Below are 658 nucleotides of genomic sequence, written 5' to 3' on the forward strand. Positions count from 1 at the left end.
CGCCCCCGACCGCCGAGGCCGTCGGCTCCGACGTCACGGCGACCTCCACCCCGCGCGGGCAGGCGATGGGCACCCCGGACGGCCGCCGCGGATCCGTCGTCCCCGACTTCACGGCGGACCCGCCCGTCCGCGTCCCGCCGACCGAGGCGGAGCTGGCCGAGGACCTGCGGATCCGCGCCGACCAGCAGTGGGACCTCGTGCTCGAGCAGCAGCCCGACGCGGTGCGGCCCGACGTGGGGACGGAGCGGCTGGTCGACGACCAGGAGGACCACGCGGAGCAGCAGGTGGCCTGCCTGCGGGAGGCGGGCGTCGAGGCCTCCATGAGCGGCCAGGACGGATACACGATCGTCGACGCGGATCCGGTCGCCGTCTACGGCTGCGCGGTCCGCTTCCCCCTGCGCGACGTCGGTGCGCGCTCCGACGCCGAGCTCGCCTACATCCACGACTACTACGTGTCGTTCCTCCTGCCCTGCTACGCCGCGGAGGGCAGGCCCTACGTCGGCGAGGTGCCCGGGGTCGACGAGTTCGTCGAGACCGGACGCACCGAGCGGGCCTGGAGCCCGTTCCCGGAGCGCATGGCCGGCCAGCTGTCCGCCGCGTGCCCGGAGCTCCCGGAGGCGTACCGGTGACCGGATCCCCCGACGACGACGCCCTCCGA

General features: G+C 75.2%; 1 pseudogene. It reads left to right on the plus strand.

Annotated features, from left to right (window positions below):
• Nucleotides 1-629, plus strand: a pseudogene (locus tag DZG00_RS16205) (hypothetical protein); the annotation flags it as partial.
• Nucleotides 630-658 lie beyond the last annotated feature (29 nt).

It is taken from the genome of Clavibacter lycopersici, from assembly GCF_003576405.1.
Classification (GTDB): domain Bacteria; phylum Actinomycetota; class Actinomycetes; order Actinomycetales; family Microbacteriaceae; genus Clavibacter; species Clavibacter lycopersici.